The 17,750-nt window shown below is 69.0% G+C and carries 12 protein-coding genes; 4 read left to right on the top strand and 8 right to left on the bottom strand.

The window, feature by feature from the left end; translation table 11 throughout:
* The first annotated feature begins 352 nt into the window (after positions 1-352).
* The 3 genes from FHT36_RS07550 to ppa all read left to right on the top strand — a co-directional run bounded on the left by FHT36_RS07550 (position 353) and on the right by ppa (position 2,546).
* Positions 353-1,237 carry an aldose 1-epimerase family protein gene (locus tag FHT36_RS07550; RefSeq protein ID WP_169121878.1) on the top strand — a complete coding sequence of 295 codons (885 nt, stop codon included), beginning with the start codon at positions 353-355 and terminating at the stop codon, positions 1,235-1,237.
* A gap of 136 nt (positions 1,238-1,373) precedes the next feature.
* The gene (locus FHT36_RS07545) at positions 1,374-1,883 is read left to right on the top strand and encodes a GNAT family N-acetyltransferase (protein ID WP_029556674.1); all 510 of its coding nucleotides are present in this window, start codon (positions 1,374-1,376) and stop codon (positions 1,881-1,883) included.
* 120 nt (positions 1,884-2,003) lie between these two features.
* Complete coding sequence (ppa, locus tag FHT36_RS07540; protein WP_169121877.1) at positions 2,004-2,546, top strand: inorganic diphosphatase; 543 nt, start codon at positions 2,004-2,006, stop codon at positions 2,544-2,546.
* A 258-nt stretch (positions 2,547-2,804) separates the two neighbouring features.
* Here the strand turns inward: ppa and FHT36_RS07535 are convergent, their stop codons facing one another.
* The 8 genes from FHT36_RS07535 to FHT36_RS07500 all read right to left on the bottom strand — a co-directional run bounded on the left by FHT36_RS07535 (position 2,805) and on the right by FHT36_RS07500 (position 14,046).
* Positions 2,805-5,480 (bottom strand): nitrate reductase, encoded by a 2,676-nt coding sequence (locus tag FHT36_RS07535; RefSeq protein ID WP_169121876.1) that lies wholly within the window; start codon positions 5,478-5,480, stop codon positions 2,805-2,807.
* Positions 5,481-5,516: 36 nt separating this feature from the next.
* Positions 5,517-7,139, bottom strand: a complete 1,623-nt coding sequence (locus FHT36_RS07530; RefSeq protein WP_169121875.1) for a sulfite reductase subunit alpha — start codon at positions 7,137-7,139, stop codon at positions 5,517-5,519.
* A 207-nt stretch (positions 7,140-7,346) separates the two neighbouring features.
* Complete coding sequence (locus FHT36_RS07525; RefSeq protein ID WP_169121874.1) at positions 7,347-9,107, bottom strand: NirA family protein; 1,761 nt, start codon at positions 9,105-9,107, stop codon at positions 7,347-7,349.
* 22 nt (positions 9,108-9,129) lie between these two features.
* On the bottom strand, positions 9,130-10,344 hold the full coding sequence (locus tag FHT36_RS07520; protein WP_169121873.1) for an FAD-dependent oxidoreductase: 1,215 nt from the start codon (positions 10,342-10,344) through the stop codon (positions 9,130-9,132).
* 10 nt (positions 10,345-10,354) lie between these two features.
* Positions 10,355-10,780, bottom strand: a complete 426-nt coding sequence (locus FHT36_RS07515; RefSeq protein WP_169122213.1) for a globin family protein — start codon at positions 10,778-10,780, stop codon at positions 10,355-10,357.
* A 110-nt stretch (positions 10,781-10,890) separates the two neighbouring features.
* Positions 10,891-11,685: an ABC transporter ATP-binding protein gene (locus tag FHT36_RS07510; protein WP_169121872.1), complete on the bottom strand. Its 795-nt coding sequence runs from the start codon at positions 11,683-11,685 to the stop codon at positions 10,891-10,893.
* Positions 11,686-11,717: 32 nt separating this feature from the next.
* Positions 11,718-12,611 (bottom strand): nitrate ABC transporter permease, encoded by an 894-nt coding sequence (gene ntrB / locus FHT36_RS07505; protein WP_169121871.1) that lies wholly within the window; start codon positions 12,609-12,611, stop codon positions 11,718-11,720.
* Positions 12,612-12,681: 70 nt separating this feature from the next.
* On the bottom strand, positions 12,682-14,046 hold the full coding sequence (locus FHT36_RS07500; protein WP_169121870.1) for a CmpA/NrtA family ABC transporter substrate-binding protein: 1,365 nt from the start codon (positions 14,044-14,046) through the stop codon (positions 12,682-12,684).
* 480 nt (positions 14,047-14,526) lie between these two features.
* On the opposite strand from FHT36_RS07500, the gene polA reads away from it, so the two are divergent.
* Positions 14,527-17,517, top strand: a complete 2,991-nt coding sequence (gene polA, locus FHT36_RS07495; RefSeq protein WP_169121869.1) for a DNA polymerase I — start codon at positions 14,527-14,529, stop codon at positions 17,515-17,517.
* The last annotated feature ends 233 nt before the right edge of the window (positions 17,518-17,750 follow it).

The following is a 17,750-nucleotide window of genomic DNA, read 5'->3' as shown; positions in this document are numbered from 1 at the left end:
CTAGTTGAGGAAACCCCGTACTTTCGGCCATACGCCGAATGTATTGTGCAGTGCGCTGCGCGCTTCTGTGGAACGCGCGGGAATCGATGATCTGCAAATGGTTGGCGTCGATATTGACGTTTTATTACGTGGCGTGGCGGGCTTTTTTCCGGGCAGGAAACGGTGTTTTTGCAGGAGGGCGGTCCCCTAATACTTTCGGGTGAGGGATGACCCGGATTGGCCTTTGGTCGTAATTCTGACGTTGGGGAAGGGGTCGGCCGGCGCGGCTCCAACGCGATCTGGCGGCGCCTCCCCGTGCTCCCGTTTCCGTCCGGTGTTACAGGTGGCGCAGGGACGAAACCGGGGGGACACCATGGGCAGGACCGTATCGCTGCGCTCGGACGCGCTGTCGGCGGAGATTTCCACGCTGGGCGCCGAGCTTCGCGCGCTTGCGGACGCCGAGGGCCGCGCTCTGCTGTGGCACGGAGATCCGGCCTTCTGGACCGGCCGCGCGCCGCTGCTGTTCCCCATCGTGGGCGAGCTGCCGGACCTCACCCTCGTGCACGAGGGCAAGGGGCACCCCATGCGCCGGCACGGCTTCGCGCGCTTTTCCGAGTTCGAGGTGGTGGCGGAGGCGGCCGACCGCGCCACCTTCCGCCTTCTGCCCACTGAGGCGACGCGGGCGGAATACCCGTTCGATTTCGCGCTGGAGGTGACCTTCGCGCTGGACGGCGCGACGCTCGCCATGGAGGCGGTGGTGACGAATCCCGGCCCCGGCGTGCTGCCGGCGAGCTTCGGCTACCACCCCGCTTTCCTCTGGCCGCTGCCCTATGGCGGCACCCGCGCCGAGCATCGGGTGATCTTCGCCGAGCCCGAGCCCGCGCCCATCCACCGCCCCGTCAACGGCCTGCTCTCCCGCGCCAGCGAGCTGAGCCCGGCTGCCGACGGCGTGCTCAAGCCGGATGACGCCATGTTTGAGCGCGACGCGCTGATCTTCCTCGGCCTCAATTCGCACCGGCTCCAGTATGGCGTGCCGGGCCGGCCGGGGCTGGACATCACCTTTCCCGGCATGCCGGACCTCGGCATCTGGACCAAGCCCGGCGCGCCCTACCTCTGCATCGAGCCGTGGTCCGGCTATGCGACGCCGGAGGGCGATACCCGCCCGTTCGTGGAGAAGCCGGGCCTTCTCCACATCCCCGCGGGCGAGGAACGCCGCTTTGTGATGAACGTGTCCCTCATCCCCGAGGTGGCGGCCTAGGGGTGGCTAAGTGCCTTTGCCGCCGCGCGGTTTTGGCGTGCATGCGGCAAAGCTCAAGGCATCATCCCCCGCCGGTTGGGGCTGCCATGCGTCATGCCCCTTGATGGAACGCGCCGGGTTTGCTTCCATCACGGGTATGACCACCGGCCTGATCGAGATCCGCAGGGCCAAGCCCGCCGACGCCAAGGCGATCGCGGCGGTCCATGACGACGCGTGGCGCACCGCCTATCGCGGCATCATCCCCGGCATCGAGCTGGAGCGTATGGTGGAGCGGCGCGGCCCGCGCTGGTGGGATGCCGCCATCCGCCGCGGCAGCCGCCTCTCCGTCCTGCTCGTGGGCGAGGATATCGCCGGCTACGTGAATTACGGCGGCAACCGCGCCAAGGCGCTGCCCTATGGCGGCGAGATTTACGAAATCTACCTCCACCCGCAATATCAGGGCCTCGGCTTCGGCCAGCGCCTGTTCGCGGCGGCGCGGCGCGATCTCGCCATTGCGCGGCTTGGTGGTCTCGTGGTGTGGGCGCTGGCGGAAAACGAAAGCGCCGTGGGCTTCTATCAGGCGTTGGGGGGGCAACCGGTCGCATCCTCGACCGAGCAGTTCGGTTCGAAAACGCTGGACAAGACCGCCTTCGCTTGGCAGCGGTAGCGCCCGGACGGGCACCCGCCCGTCGGGTCCGAAGCGCCTGCGCAGCCCTGCGTGGCGCGGATTCGACTTTGGTCGGAGCGGACCCGAAGTCCCGCAGCCAGTGTCAAGAGCGAGCATCCCATGCGCATCGACGCGATCCCGATCGGCAAGAACCCGCCCCACGACGTGAACGTGCTGATCGAAGTCCCGATCGGCGGGGAGCCGATCAAGTACGAGATGGACAAGGCCGCGGGCACCCTCTTCGTGGATCGCTTCCTCTATACCGCCATGCGGTATCCCGGAAACTACGGCTTCATCCCGCACACCCTCTCCGGCGACGGCGACCCCTGCGACGTGCTGGTGGCCAACACCCGCGCCATCGTGCCCGGCGCGGTCATCTCGGCCCGCCCGGTCGGCGTGCTGCTGATGGAGGACGAGGCCGGCATGGATGAGAAGATCATCGCCGTGCCCTCCTCCAAGCTCACCAAGCGCTACGACAAGGTGCTGAACTACAACGACCTGCCCGAGATCACCCTCAAGCAGATCGAGCACTTCTTCGAGCACTACAAGGATCTGGAACCCAACAAGTGGGTGAAGATCGTGGGCTGGCGCGACGCCGCCGAGGCGCAGAAGCTGATCCTCGAAGGCATCGAGCGCGCCAAGGCCGAAGGCAAGGAAGGCTGAGGCCTTCCCTCCCTCGTCTCAGGTCATCGCCGGCGCTCTCCGGCTTTCGCCCCGTCGCCCTCCGGCTTGACCGGAGGGCCGTTCCCCGGACAAGCGACGGCGCAGCCGGAGCGCTGATCCGGGGTCCAGCGCAAAAGCGCCGCGCAGCGGGCAACGCTTGAGAGCGCCGGGATTACGAAGCGCCTTCGGCGGCCCCCTTGCGCTGGGCCCCGGCTCGCATTGCGCGTTCGCTCCATGCGTCCGGGGCGCGAGGGCGTCTCACGCCGGCGCCTTCGACTCCAGAATGAGTTTGCGGATTTCCGGCAGGCAGGAGCCGCAATTGGTGCCGGCCTTGAGCCGCGCCCCCACCGCCGCCGCATCGGCGGCACCTTCCCGAATAGCGGCGAGGATGGTGTCCTTCGGCACCCCGAAGCAGGCGCACACCAGCGGACCGCAGGAAGCATTCGCGCCCGCCCGGCGGCCGGAGAGCACGAGGCGCCGGTCGGCGGCCGAGACCTCGGACGCCAGCAGCCCCTTCAGCGCATCCCACGCCACGCGCTGGCCGGCGGCGCCGATGAACACCGCGAAATCAAGCCGCCCGTCCGCATCGAAGGCGGCGGCGCGATAGAGGCCGGAGGGCGTGTCGCTCAGCTCGGCCACGTCGGCCGGGCCTTCCGCCGTCACCCACTGCGCCCAGTCCTGCGGCCCCATGCGGCCGGCGATGCGCCAGCCATAGCCTCCCTCCAGCGCCGCGCGCGCCCACCACACGCCCTCCGGCAGGGCCATGGGGCGGCGCGCCAGAACGAAGCCCTCGAACGGGGCGGCGTAAGGGGAAAGCGCGGCGGGCGTTGCCTTGGCGTCCGGCTGGCCGGAGATCGGATCGGTCACCGCATGCACAAGCGCGCCGACGCGGCCATCGGACGAATTCGCGTGGCTCCAATGAATGGGCGCGAACAGGGTGCCTGGCCGCTGGCCGGCGTCCACCACCACCTCCAGCACCGCGCGGCCGTGGGCGCTCGTCACCTCGGCCAGCATCCCGGTCGCCAGCCCCAGCGGCGCGGCATCGTCCGGATGCACCGCGACGAACGGTGCCGGGATGTGCGCGCCGAGCCGGGGGGCAAGGCCGGTGCGGGTCATGGTGTGCCACTGGTCGCGGATGCGGCCGGTGTTGAGCAAGAATGGGTAGGGGCCCGCCCCCTCCGCCGCCGCGACGGGACGCGGCGCCACAAATCTTGCGCGCCGGTCCGGCGTGAAATAGCCGCCGTCCGCGAACAGGCGCGGCGTGCCCTCCGCCCGGTCAGCGGGCAGGGGCCATTGCAGCGGCGTCATGTCCTCATAGGCGGTCTCGGAGAGGTCGGCGAAAGCGGAGATGTCGAAGTCGCGCGTGCCGCCGTTCTCGAAGCCGGACAGCGCCGCGTGCTCGCGGAAGATGTCTGCCGGCCCGCGCCAGGGGAAGGCATCGCCGAAGCCGAGGCGCTCGGCCACGCCCTTGAGCGCCCACCAGTCCGCTCTCACCTCGCCGGGGCGGGGCAGGAAAGGGCGCTGGCGGGAGATGCGGCGCTCGGAATTGGTGACGGTGCCGTCCTTCTCGCCCCAGGCGGCGGCCGGCAGCATCACATGGGGGCGGCAGGCGGCGGTATCGTTGGCCTGAACGTTCTCGGACAGGACGAACAGCTCCAGCCCCGCGAGGGCTTCGCGCACGGCGTCCGCCTCGGGCAGGCTCACGGCGGGGTTGGTGCCCATCACCCACAGGGCCTTGATCTCGCCCCGGCCGATGGCGGCGAACATGTCCACCGCCTTCAGACCCTCATGCTCCGCCATGTGAGGTGAGCCCCAGAAGCGGCGCACGCGGTCCACCTCGGCGGGGGAGAAGCCCATATGGGCGGCGAGCTGGTTGGCGAGCCCGCCCACCTCGCGCCCGCCCATGGCATTGGGCTGGCCGGTGAGGGAGAACGGCCCCATGCCCTCCCGTCCGATGCGGCCGGTGGCGAAATGGCAATTGAGGATGGCATTCACCTTGTCGGTGCCCACCGCCGACTGGTTCACCCCCTGCGAATAGCAGGTGACGGTGCGCTGCGTTTGTGTGAACAGCGCGAAGAAACGTTCCACGTCCTCCACCGCCAGCCCGCAGGCGCGCGCGGTGGTTTCGGCATCGGGCGCCATCGCGCGGGCGGCGGCGAGCGCCTCGGCAAAGCCCGTGGTGTGCGCCTCCACATAGGGGGCATCGAAGGCGGGGCTCTGCGCCAGATGCACGAGCAGGCCGGAGAAGAGCAGCGCATCCGTGCCGTGGGCCAGCGGCAGGAACAGGTCCGCCTCGGCCCCCGTGTCGGTGCGGCGCGGATCGATGACGACCAGCTTCGTGCCCCGCGCCTTGCGCGCCGCCTCCATGCGGCGGAACAAAACGGGATGGCACCACGCCGTGTTGGAGCCGGTGAGGACGATGAGGTCCGCCCGGTCCAGATCCTCATAGCTTCCCGGCACCGTGTCCGAGCCGAAGCCGCGCTTGTGGCCGGCGACGGAGGAGGACATGCACAGGCGGGAATTGGTGTCCACGTTCGCCGTGCCGAGGAAGCCCTTGGCCAGCTTGTTGGCGGCGTAATAATCCTCGGTCAGCAACTGGCCGGAGAGATAGAAGGCCACCGCCTGCGGCCCATGCCGGTCGATGATGTCCCTGAGGTCGCCGGCGATGCGGTCGAGCGCGTCGTCCCAGCTCGCGCGGGCAAGCACGCCGTCCGCGCCGCGCACCAGCGGATGGAGCAGGCGGGTTTCGAGCCCCAGCGTCTCGCCCAGCGCCGCGCCCTTGGAGCACAGGCGGCCGAGATTGGCGGGGTGGTCATGATCCCCTTCCACCAGCGCGCCGCCGCGCCCGTCCGGCGTCGCCTTCACGCCGCAGCCGACGCCGCAATAGGGGCAGGTGGTCTTCACCGAAGGGGGCGAGGCGAGCGGGGCGTTCATGCCGATCCTGCCTGAGGCTGGGCGATCATTTCTAGCTCAGTACACATCGGCCTGATAGCGCCCGGCGGTCTTGAGATCGGCGACGAATTTTGCCGCCGCCTCGGCCGAGAGCCCGCCATGGGCGGCGGCTACATCCGCAACGGCCTGCTCCACGTCCTTGGCCATGCGCTTGGCATCGCCGCAGACATAGAAATGGGCGCCGCCCTTCAGCCAGCCCCACAGCTCGGCGCCGGCCTCGCGGATCTTGTCCTGCACATAGACCTTGCGGTCGCCGTCGCGGGACCATGCGGTGTCCAGCCGGGTGAGGCAGCCGGCGGCCTGAAGGCCGGAAAGCTCGTCCTCATAGAAGAAATCCGTCTCACGCCGCTGGTGGCCGAAGAACAGCCAGTTGCGCCCCGGGGCCTTGGTGGCCAGCCGCTCGTGGAGAAAGGAGCGGAACGGCGCGATGCCGGTGCCGGGGCCGACCATGATGACGTCCTTCGCCAGATCCTGCGGCAAGGCGAAGCCGTGGGCCTTCTGGATATAGGCCTTCATCCGCGTGCCCGGCGCGAGGCGGTCGCCGAGGAAGGTGGAGGCGACGCCGAGCCGCGTGCGGCCGTCGCAATCATAGCGGACCGCATCCACCGTGAGGGTGAGGCGGCCGGGCGTGGCGACGGGGCTGGAGGAGATGGAATAAAGGCGCGGCTGCAGCGGCTCCAGGCACTCGATGAGGGCTTCCGGATCGGGCCGGATGCCGGGGAATTTCTGCAAGGCCGCCAGCACGTCGAGGGTGGCGGCATCGCCGTCCGGATCCTCGCCATTGGCGAGCGCGCGGGCCTTCACCTTGCGCTCGCCGCCGACGAGGTAGGAGATGAGGGTGAAGAGCGCGTCCGGCGCCGATTTCAGGCACACTTCGCGGGCCAGCACCTCGGCGAGCGTGTGGCCGGCGATGGGGAAATCGGCGGGGGCGTGCAGCGCCTCCAGCACGGCCGCGACGAGGCCGGGATCGTTCACCGGGAAGACGCCGAAGCTGTCGCCGGCGGCATAGTCGATGCCGGAGCCGGCAAGGTCGAACTCCACATGCCACGTCTCCTTCTCCGAGCCGGCTTTGTTGAGGCGCGTGCGGGAGAGGAAGGTGACTTCGCCGGGATTTTCGCGGGTGCCGGTGGCGGCGGGCGCCGCGTGGACGACGGCCGGGGCGGGGGCTTCGGCAACAGGCGCGGCCTCGGCGGGGGCGGAGGTTTCCGCCGCCAGCTGCTTCAGCATGCGCAGCGTGTCCTTGCCGCCGGGGGCGCAGAGGTTGAGCTTGCTCTCGGCGCCGCTCGCCAGGGCCTTGGCGTAGCTCTCGCAGACATAGCCGCATTGGCCGCAATCCTGCTGCGCCATGGCTGCCATCATGCGCCGGGGCAAAGGCTTGCCCTCGGCCAGCGACATGCGCTCGGAAAGCGGCATGGCGGGGTCGTGCCAGGGCGCGCCATCGTCCTCCTCGGCGACGGCTGGCGCGGAGATGTCCGGCATCAGCGCCGCCGCGTCGCCGGCCGAGAGGGCCATGGGGGCGGGCGCCGTCTCGGTGGAGAGGATGGCGGCGAAGAAGCCGTTCAGCCACGCGCGCTGCTCCGCCGTGAAGGGGGCGCTGTCGGGCAGGACCGGGACGATGGGGGGGCGGGACTGGAGGCTCATGGGGCGTGTCTCTGGATCAGGAGAGCGCCTGCGGCGCTCGTGTCTTGCGCTGGGCCCCGGCTCGCATTGCGCTGACGCTCCATGCGTCCGGGGCGCGAAGCCGGTCTCGTGTCCCGGCCGACTGAAACGAAGCGGAGCGCAGTGGAAGGAGAGCCGGGACCCAGCGCAGCACGTCGCGCAGCGGCAAATTCCTTCTGCCTTGCTCGCTCATGCCGTCGCCGCCAGCGCCTTCAGCGCGTCGGGGTCGAGGCGGCGGGTGAAATCGGCGAAGGTCTCGCCCGCGGCGCGATGGGCGACCCAGCTTTTCAGCAGGCGTTCCACCACGGCCGGGGCGTCGTCCGCCGGCACGTTCTGGTAAAGCTCGCGGGCGATGGCGGCCGCGCTGCCGAAGCCTCCGCCGACGAGGATGTGATAGCCGTCCACCGTGTCCCCGTCGTCATTGACGGGCACCCGCGCCCCGATCAGCCCGATATCGCCGATATAATGCTGGGCGCAGGAATTGTGGCAGCCGGTGACATGGATGTTCACCGGCTCGTCGAGGGCGACCCGCTCTTCGCAGTGGGCGAGGATGGCCCACGCGGTGCCCTTGGTGTCGGCCGCCGCGAAGCGGCAGCCCTTCGCCCCCGTGCAGGCGACGATGCCGGCCTGGAGCGGTGTTGCCTTCGTGCTGAGGCCGAGGGCTTCCACCGCGTCCATGACGGCAGCGATATCCGCATCGGCGACGCCGGAAATGAGCAGGTTCTGCCAGACGGTGAGGCGGATGTCGCCATCCCCGAAGCGCGCCGAAATGTCAGCGAGGCCGCGCATCTGCGTCGCGCTCATGCGGCCCACGGGGGTGGCGATGCCCACATAGTTCAGGCCCGCCTGCTTCTGCGGGTGGACGCCGAGATGAGCGAGCCGGTCCGGCTCCGCGCGCGGCTTCACCGCCTCGGCGGCAAGGCGGGTGAAGGGGCGGCCGAGCTTTCCTTCCACCAGCTTCAGGAATCCGTCGAAGCCCATGGAATCCAGCACGTATTTCAGCCGCGCCTTCTTGCGGTCGGTGCGGTCGCCGGTGTCGATGAAGGCGCGTACGATGGCCGCCGCCACGTCCACCGCCTCCTCGGGGCGCACGACGATGCCGGTGTCGCGGGCGAAATCCTTGTGGCCGGTGATGCCGCCCAGGACGAGGCGCAGCCACACGCCGGGGGCGATGCCGAAGCCGTCCACCACCTCCACCGCCTGGAAGCCGATGTCGTTGGTGTCCTCCAGCGCGCCGATGGTGCCGGCGCCGTCGAAGGCCACGTTGAACTTGCGCGGCAGGCCGTACATGTCGCGGCTGTTCAGGATGTAGTGGTGCCACGCGCTCGCCAGCGGGCGGGTGTCGAGGAGTTCCTGGGGGTCGATGCCGGCGGTGGGGGTGCCGGTGACATTGCGGATGTTGTCCGCGCCGGAGCCCTTGGCCGTGAGGCCGAGGGAAACCAGCCCCTCCAGCACGGCGATGCCGTCCGTCGGCGGGATCTCGCGGATCTGGAGATTGGCGCGGGTGGTGATGTCGGTGAACCCGCCGCCATGGCGCTCGGCAATGTCGGCGACGCCGCGGAACTGCCAGTGGGTGAGGATGCCGCCAGGAATGCGCATGCGACACATGAAGCTGTCCTGCGCCGGCGCCACGTAGAACAGGCCGTGATACTTCCAGCGCAGCACGTCTGGCCCCTTCGGAAAGGTGCCCTCGCGGGCGGCGGCCCGCATGCGGTCGTAGGCGTCGAGGCCCAGTTCCTCGCGCTTGGCCTTCTCCTCGGGGGTGAGCTTCCTGCCCTCGGCCTCGGTGCGCGCCATGGCGCGGTGGCTGGCGGCATCCGGCCCGGTCGTCTCGGCGACAGGCGCGGCCGAAGGCGCGGGGGCAGCCCCCCGGGCGATCTGCACGGCCTTGGCGCCGGAGACGAAGCCTTCCAGATAAAGCTTCTGGTCGAGGGTGAAGTCGGCGCCCATGGGGTTTCCTTTCTTTTTCTTGTCAGGCTGCGGCCGCCACCGCATCGCGGCCGAACGCAAGCTCGGTCCGCATGGCGGCGATGGGGGTGCGGCGGGTGATGAGGTCGAGGTAAAAGAGGCCGTCCGCCGTGTCGCCGAACAGCACGGCGCCGGCGAGCCGGCCATCCTTCACGATGAGCCGGCGGTAGACGCCGAGCCCGCGATCGGTGAGCACGATGTCCTCGGTGCCCGGCCCTCCCGTCACATCTCCGGCGGAGAAGACGGGCACGCCCGACACCTTGAGATTGGTGGAGACGACGGAGCCCTCATAGCGCGCATCCTCCCCGGCGAGGCGGCGGGCGAGCACGCCGGCCTGCTCATAGGCCGGGGCGACGAGGCCATAGGTCATGCCGCGATGCTCGGCGCATTCGCCGATGGCGAAGATGTCGGGATCGGACGCGGCGAGGGTGTCGTCCACCACGATGCCGCGCTTCACGTCCAGCCCCGCCGCGCGGGCGAGGTCCGCATTGGGGGTGACGCCGCAGGCCACCACCAGAATGTCGGCGGGAATGACGCGGCCGTCCTTGAGGCGCAGGCCGGTGACGCGGGTGTCGCCTTCGATGGCCTCGCTCGCGGCGCCCAGCAGCACCTCGATGCCCTTGGCCTCCACCGCGCGCTTGAGGAAGGCACCGGCGGCGGCGTCGAGCTGTCGCTCCATCAGCCGGTCCTGAAGGTGGACGAGGCGGGTCTCGACGCCCGCGCCGGCCAAACCGGCGGCGGCCTCGATGCCGAGCAGCCCGCCGCCGATGACCACGGCGCGCGTGCCCGGCACGGCGGCGGCGGCGAGCAGGGCCTCCACGTCGTCGAGATCGCGGAAGGTGTGGACGCCGGGAAGGTCCATGCCCGGCAGCGGCAGGCGGATGGGGTGGGAGCCGGTGGCGAGCACCAGCTTGCCGAAGGGCAGGCGGCGGCCATCGGCGAGGATCACGTCGCGCGCGGCGCGGTCGATGGCGGCGGCGGGGGTGCCGTATTGCAGGGTCACGCCACGCTCGCGCCACCAGGTGGCGGGCTTCATCTCCGCCTCGGCGGCCGTCATGTGGCCGGCGAGCACCTCGGAGAGGAGCACGCGGTTATAGGCGAGGTGCGGTTCCGCCCCGATCACCGCCACGGCGTGGCGGCCGAGCGCGCGCCGCGTCAACTCCTCGCAGAGCTTCGCGGCGGCCATGCCGTTGCCGATGACGAGAAGGGGCTCGCTCACGCTGTCCTCCTCACTCGGCCGGAACCGGCGCCTCGGCGGAGGCGGCGATCATGACGGAGGAGAGGATGCCGTAGGCCTCCACCCAGGCGTCCTTGGTCTCGGGCGTGAAGTCGGGGCCGATGCCGCGCTCCAGCGTCCAGATCAGCGCGGCACCGACGGGGGCGTAGTGTTCGTCCTTCACGCCATAGGCCACGTGTTTGCGGGCGAGGCTCTCGGCGGCGGGGACGATCTTCGAGAGGTCGTTGAGGCCGGCGACGACGAGGCCGAGCGTCGCCATGAGCTTGGCGCCCTGGAGGCTCATGTCGCCCTTGAACAGGGGCTTCACCTCGGGCGCGATCTCGAACAGGCGGCCGTAGAAGAGGGCGGCGGCTGTGTCGGCGATGGGCACCACCTTGCGGAACGAATCCTGGATCAGCTCGATCTGGCTCGGGGTCAGGCTCATGACAAAATTCCTGATGAAGGGCGCACGAACCCGCGCGCGCCGGTTGGGCACGTGGTGTCGGCGGACCGCGGAGTGGCGCGGGCAGGCCCGCGCCTGGTGTCAGGTCAGGCGGCCTCGACGAAGCGGTGGCGCTCGTGGAGGAATTTCAGCACCGCCTCGCGGGCCTTGAGGTAGGTGGCGTTGGTCACCAGATCGAGGCGCTTGCGCGGACGCGGCAGGTTCACCTCCAGCACCTCGCCCACATAGGCGGACGGGCCGTTGGTCATCATCACGATGCGGTCGGAGAGCAGCACCGCCTCGTCCACGTCGTGGGTGATCATGAGGATGGTGTTGCCCAGCGTGGCGTGGATCTGCATCACGCTGTCCTGAAGATGCGCGCGGGTGAGCGCATCCAGCGCGCCGAAGGGCTCGTCCAGCAGCAGCACCTTCGGCTCCATGGCGAGCGCCCGGGCGATGCCGACGCGCTGCTTCATGCCGCCGGAGATTTCGGACGGGCGCTTGTCCTTGGCATGGCCCATCTGCACCAGGTCGAGATTGTGCAGGGTCCAGTCGTGCCGCTCGGCGCGCGAGCGGGTGCCGGAGAACACCTTGTCCACCGCGAGGCGCACATTGTCGTAGACGGTGAGCCAGGGCAGCAGCGAATGGTTCTGGAACACGACGGCGCGGTCCGGGCCGGGCGCGTTCACCTCCCGCCCGTCGAGGATCACCCCGCCGGTGCTCGCCCGGGTCAGCCCCGCGACGATGTTGAGCAGCGTGGACTTCCCGCAGCCGGAATGTCCGATGATGGAGATGTACTCCCCCTTGGCGATGTCGAGGGAGACATCGCGCAGCACCTCGGTGGTGGCGGCGCCGCGGGAGAAGGTCTTGCCGATCTGGCTGAGCTCGAGATAGGCGGGCATCGAAGCCTCCTTGAAGATGGGGTCGGGCGGGCTCAGGAAGCCTGCGTGCCGCGGGTGACGAAGGAGCCGATGCCGGCCACCAGGCGGTCGAGCACGAAGCCGACGAGGCCGATGTAGACGAGGGCCACGATGATGTCGGGCAGGCGGGAGGAGTTCCACGCATCCCAGATGAAGAAGCCGATGCCGACGCCGCCGGTGAGCATCTCCGCCGCCACGATGGCGAGCCAGGACAGGCCGATGCCGATGCGCAGGCCGGTGAAGATGTAAGGCGCCGCCGAGGGCAGCATGATCTTCCAGAAGAATTCGAGCGGGTTCAGCCGCAGCACCTGCGCTACGTTCCGGTAATCCTGCGGGATGTTCCGGATGCCCACCGCAGTATTGATGATGATCGGCCAGATGGCGGTGATGAAGATCACGAAGATGGCGGAGGGGTTCGAATCCCGGAACGCGGCGAGCGCGATGGGCAGCCATGCCAGCGGCGGCACCGTGCGCAGCACCTGGAAGATGGGATCGAGCCCGCGCATGGCCCACACCGACTGGCCGACCACCGCGCCGAGCGCGATGCCCGCCACCGCCGCGAGTCCGAAGCCCACCGCCACGCGCTGGAGCGAGACCAGAACGCGCCAGCCGAGGCCGATATCCTGCGGGCCGGCGACGAAGAACGGGTCGAGGATGAGGTCCTTCGAATCCGCCCAGATGCGGCTCGGCGCCGGCAGGGTGGCGCCCGCGCCGGAGCACAGGATTTCCCAAAGGAGGCCGAGCAGCACCACCATTACCAGCGGCGGGATGACGGTGGCGGCGACGGACTTCGCATAGCCGGGCCAGCGGGACGGACGGCGGACGGCGGCAGGTTTCATCTTGACGACTTCTGCTGTCCCGGAGCGTCGGACCTCGCGGGGCGGCTCCTTCAAGGCGGTGACGGACATGGGCACTAGCTCCGGGTCTGGATATCGGGAGAAGCCCTCTCCCCGCGGGGAGAGGGCGGGCCAGTGAGGCTCAGGCCTCGACGCGCTTGATGCCGAGGCTCTTCAGGTAGGCCTGCGGATCGGCGGGATCGAAGACCTTGCCGTCGAAGAAGGTTTCCTTGCCGCGCGACGACGTGGCGGGGATGTCGCCGGCCGCGACGCCCAGCTCCTTGGCCGCCTCGCGCCAGATCTCCTCGCGGTTCACCTTGGCGACGAGGGCGTTGATGTCGATGGACGGGTCGAACTTGCCCCAGCGGATGTCCTCGGTGATGAACCAGGCATCATGGCTGCGGAAGGGATAGGAGGCGTGGTCCATCCAGAACTTCATGTACTGGTCGGAATTCTTCACGACGCGGCCGTTGCCGTAATTGATGTCGCCGATGGCGCGGCCGTAGATGTCGGAGACCGGCACGTTGAACCACTGCCGCTTTCCGACGATCTCGGACATCTCCTTCTTGTTTTCCATCTTGTCGCACCACTGCTGGGCCTCCATGACGGCCTTGAGGATGGCGCGGGTGGTGTTGGGGTTCTTGTCCACGAAGTCGGCGCGCATGCCGAGCGCCTTCTCGGGATGCTCTTTCCAGATCTCGCCGGTGGTGCAGGCGGTGAAGCCGATCCCCTGGTTGACCAGCTGCTCGTTCCACGGCTCGCCCACGCAGAAGGCGTCCATGTTGCCGACCTTCATGTTGGCCACCATCTGCGGCGGCGGCACCACGATGGTGGAGACGTCCTTGTCCGGATCGATGCCGGCCGAGGCCAGCCAGTAGCGGATCCACAGATCGTGGGTGCCGCCCGGGAAGGTCATGGCGATCTTTACTTCCTTGCCCTCGGCCTTCTTCTTGGCGAAGGCCTCCTTGAGGGCGCCGGCATTGGCCGTGACCTTCAGGTCCTTGTATTCGTTGGAGACGGAGATGGCCTGCGCGTCGAGATTGAGCCGCGCCAGGATGTACATGGGGGTGGGCACGTTGTTCTGCGTCACCTTGCCCGTGGAAATGAGGTAGGGCATGGGGGTGAGGATGTGCGCGCCGTCGATGCCGTTCTTCTCGCCGCCGAGCACGAGATTGTCGCGGGTGGCGCCCCACGAGGCCTGCTTCACCACCTCCACGTCGGGCACGCCGTGCTTGGCGAAGAAGCCCTTCTCCTTGGCGATGACGAGGGGCGAGGCGTCCATGAGCGCGATGTAGCCGAGCGTCGCCTTGGTGGTTTCCGGCGTCGCCGCATAGGCCGCCGGCACGCCGCCGGGGAACGCCATGCGGATGCTCTCGAACAAGGCGGCGGTGCCGAGGGCGGCGGCGGTGCCCTTGAGGAGCGAGCGGCGCGAGACGCCGGTGGCCTTGGCGTCGGGCGTGGCGGTGGAGGCGGTCTCGTTGGGTCCGGACTTGGAAGCGTCGCTCATGTTCTTTCCCCTGGATCGGCAAAGGCGGACGAGGAGACCCGAAACGAAAAAAGCCGCGGACATGCTCACGACCTTCCGGTCATGGCTGTCAGCGGCTCTGCTGCGGGTCCCATCGTTGGGACGAATATGGGGCGCGGTCATCATCGACTGCGCCGGACTGATAAAAGCAAGTGATGGGCCAACTGCGCCCGGATGCTTAGGGCTTTGATTCTGAGATTGAATTTCGACTGATGAAAAATTGGGCGTGCGCGGTGTCTGCACTTCCGTTGTTCATCTAGTGATGCAGATGCCTGCGAAGTGTGCGCTGCGGCACGGCTTGGCCGTTGGGTTGGCGGGCTTCCCCGCCCCGGCGACGCGCGCGTTCGGCGGGTGCCACGGCTCTTGTTCCTGGCCGCCCCCTCGGGCATCGTGCGCGCCTTCGATCGACCCCCGATCCAGACCTCTGATCGCCGCTGCCGCCGGACCTTTGAAGGACGCCCCATGTCCCCCTCTCCCCGCCCCCTCAAGCCCGGCGACCATGTGTTCCTGGTGGATGGCTCGTCCTTCGTGTTCCGCGCCTATTTCCAGTCCATCAACCAGGACCGGAAGTACAATTTCCGCTCGGACCGGCTGCCCACGGGTGCGGTGCGGCTGTTCTGCACCAAGCTGTTCCAGTTCGTGCGCGACGGGGCGGTGGGCATCCGCCCCACCCACCTCGCCATCGTGTTCGACAAGTCGGAGGATTCGTTCCGCAAGGAGCTCTACCCCGACTATAAGGCAAACCGTTCCGAGCCGCCGGACGAGCTGATTCCCCAATTCCCGCTCATGCGCGAGGCGGTGCGCGCCTTCGGCCTCATCCCGGTGGAGCAGGCGCGCTACGAGGCGGACGACATCATCGCCACCTATGCCGAGCAGGCGGTGAAGGCCGGGGCGGACGTGCTCATCGTCTCCGCCGACAAGGACCTGATGCAGCTCATCGGCCCCAAGGTCGCCATGTACGACCCCGCCTCGGGCGAGAGCGGCGGGCGTGGGGCGCGGCCGGAGCGGCGCATCGGCCTCGGCGAGGTCGTGGAATATTTCGGCGTCCCGCCGGAGAAGGTCACGGACGTGCAGGCGCTGGCCGGTGATTCCACCGACAACGTGCCCGGCGTGCCCGGCATCGGCATCAAGACCGCCGCCCAGCTCATCGCCGAATATGGCGACCTGGAAACGCTGCTCGCCCGCGCCGGCGAGATCAAGCAGCCCAAGCGGCGCGAGTCGCTCATGAACAATCAGGACGCCGCGCGCATCTCCAAGCAACTCGTCACGCTGGTGCGCGACGTGGCGGTGGAAGTGCCGCTGGAAGACCTCGTGCTGGAGGACCCGGACGCCAGGCGCCTCATCTCCTTCCTCAAGGCCATGGAATTCACCACCATCACCCGCCGCGTGGCCGAGGCCTATGGCGTGGAAGCCGGCGAGGTGGACCCGGACCCCAAGCTGGCGCCCAGCGGCGGCGATCTCTTCGCCCCCGCCGCGCCCCACGCCGCAGACGGCGAAGCGCCCGCCGCCGTCGCCCAGCCGGGCGCTGCCCCCGCTGCCCCCAGCGGCACACCCACCCCCTCCGATCTCGCCCACCAGCGCGCGCAGGCCGCGCGGGCGACGCCGGTGGACCGCAAGGCCTACCGCACCATCCTCGATCTCGCCGAGCTGAAGGCGTGGTGCGCGAAGGCCATCGACCTCGGTGTCGTTGCCTTCGACACCGAGACCAATTCCCTCGATCCTATGCAGGCGGACCTCGTGGGCGTCTCGCTGGCGCTCTCGCCCAATGAGGCCTGCTACATCCCGCTGCTGCATCAGGGTGCGGGCGACGGCCTGTTCAGCGAGGGGCTGCTGCCGGGGCAGATTTCGCTTGGCGATGCGGTCGCGGCGCTGAAGCCGATGCTCGAGGACAGGGGCACGCTCAAGATCGGGCACAATGTGAAGTATGACGAGCTGGTGCTGGCCCGCCACGGCATTCAGGTCTCGCCCATCGACTGCACGATGTGCATGTCCTACGCGCTGGACGCGGGCCGGAACGGCCATGGCATGGACGAGCTTTCCGTCCTCCATCTCGGCCACCAGCCCATCGCCTATTCCGAGGTGACGGGGAAGGGCAAGGCGCAGATCACCTTCGACAAGGTGGCGCTGGAGCCCGCCACCGCCTACGCCGCCGAGGATGCGGACGTGACGCTGCGCCTGTGGCAGGTGCTGAAGCCCCGCCTCGCCGCCGAGGGCCGGACCACGGTCTACGAGACGCTCGAACGTCCGCTCATTCCCGTGCTGGCGCGCATGGAATCCCGCGGCATCGCCATCGACAAGGCCATTCTGGCGCGGCTCTCCTCCGAATTCGCACAGGGCGCGGCGCGGGTGGAGGATGAGATCGCGGAGCTGGCCGGTGAGCGGCTGAACGTGGGCTCGCCCAAGCAGATGGGCGACATCCTGTTCGGCAAGATGGGCCTTCCCGGCGGCACCAAGACCGCCACCGGCATGTGGTCCACCAAGGCCACCGCACTGGAGGAGCTGGCCGAGCAGGGCCACAAGCTGCCGCAGAAGATCCTCGAATGGCGCCAGCTCTCCAAGCTGCGCTCCACCTATACGGACGCGCTGCCGAACTTCGTGCACCCGCAGACCAAGCGCGTCCACACCTCCTATGCGCTGGCGGCCACCACCACGGGGCGGCTCTCCTCCTCCGATCCGAACCTCCAGAACATCCCGGTGCGCACCGAGGAAGGCCGGCGCATCCGCCGCGCCTTCGTGGCGGAGGAGGGCAATCTCCTCGTCTCGGCCGACTATTCGCAGATCGAATTGCGGCTGCTCGCCGAGATCGCCGAGATCCCGGCACTGCGGCAGGCCTTCACGGACGGGCTGGACATCCACGCCATGACGGCCTCCGAGATGTTCGGCGTGCCGGTGAAGGACATGCCGGGGGAAATCCGGCGGCGCGCCAAGGCCATCAATTTCGGCATCATCTACGGCATCTCCGCCTTCGGCCTCGCCAACCAGCTGGGCATTCCGCGCGAGGAGGCGGGGCAGTACATCAAGCGCTATTTCGAGCGCTTCCCCGGCATCCGCGACTATATGGAGGAGACCAAGACCTTCTGCCGCGAGCACGGATATGTGGAGACGCTGTTCGGCCGGCGCTGCCACTATCCCGACATCGCGGCGAAGAACCCGTCTCTGCGCGCCTTCAACGAGCGCGCCGCCATCAATGCCCGCCTCCAGGGCACCGCTGCCGACATCATCCGCCGCGCCATGATCCGCATGGAGCCGGCGCTGGTTGAGGCGGGCCTGTCCGCGCGGATGCTGCTTCAGGTCCACGACGAACTGGTGTTCGAGGTGCCGGAGGCCGAGGCCGAGGCGACCATTCCCGTCGTGCGCCACGCCATGGAGAGCGCGGCGGTGCCCGCCGTCCATCTCGCCGTGCCGCTGAAGGTGGACGCGCGGGCGGCGAAGAACTGGGAAGAGGCGCACTGAGGGGCGGCGTCTGGGCCGACTGCAACCCGCCTTTTCGCTGTCATGCCCCGGCTTGTCCGGGGCATCCACTAGGCCGACGGCCGCTCAGCGCATGCTGGCACCGCGCCCGGCCACAGGTGGATCCCCCGCACAAGGCGGGGGATGACGTCGGGAGGGAGCGAGACCGCCCGAGATGGTTGACGCATCCGCCCCCCAAACTGCTAAACACCCGCCATCCCCAACAAGAGGACACA

Origin of the sequence: Xanthobacter sp. SG618 (genome assembly GCF_012932745.1) — a bacterium.
Lineage (GTDB): Bacteria > Pseudomonadota > Alphaproteobacteria > Rhizobiales > Xanthobacteraceae > Xanthobacter > Xanthobacter flavus.
This window is presented reverse-complemented; position numbering and strand designations above follow the sequence as displayed.